Source organism: Thiolapillus sp. (genome assembly GCF_048562965.1).
GTDB lineage: Bacteria > Pseudomonadota > Gammaproteobacteria > Chromatiales > Chromatiaceae > Thiolapillus > Thiolapillus brandeum_A.
This window is the reverse complement of the sequence record NZ_JBHNMF010001658.1, coordinates 1-522: the sequence shown is the minus strand read 5'-3', so window position 1 is coordinate 522 and position 522 is coordinate 1. Positions and strand designations below refer to the sequence as shown.

The 522-nt window shown below is 60.3% G+C and carries 1 protein-coding gene; it reads left to right on the top strand.

Annotated elements, in window-relative coordinates; genetic code table 11:
* A partial coding sequence (locus ACOCD2_RS26070) for an IS66 family transposase (protein WP_419587765.1) occupies window positions 1–522 on the top strand: 522 nt, incomplete at both ends.

Genomic DNA, 522 nt, shown 5'->3' with positions numbered 1-522 from the left:
GATCATCCGCCTGGATGACGTATTCAAGCCGTTGATCAACCTGCTGCGGGAACAGCAGCTTGACGGTGACTACCTGCAAGCCGATGAGACCCGACTCCAGGTGCTCAAGGAAACCGGAAACAAGCGTGTCTTCGGCCTCGTGATAGATTTTGGGACATCCCAGTCCCCAAAATCGACTCGGCCTTTGACAACCCATTGGTGCCCCAGCCGTCCTGGTCACCAAGCACTACGCAACAACTTCGCAAGCTCGTTGCTGCTCCGTACTTGGCTCCCAATGACTGGACGCCGCGTTCGGAGGCCTACTTTGTTTTCCCTCTGGCGCAAGGCACGCCGGGAAAACAGTGCGGCCTCGCGGCTACTGGGGTCTACCAGCCTTCGCTTCGCTCTCCATGGCTGGCAGCGATCGGCCCAGTCAGACAAATGGATGTGGGTCATCCGGGGTGGACCACCGGACCGGCCGGCAGTGCTGTTCGAATACGATCCCTCGCGCAGCGAGGAGGTGCCCCTGCGCCTGCTCGATGG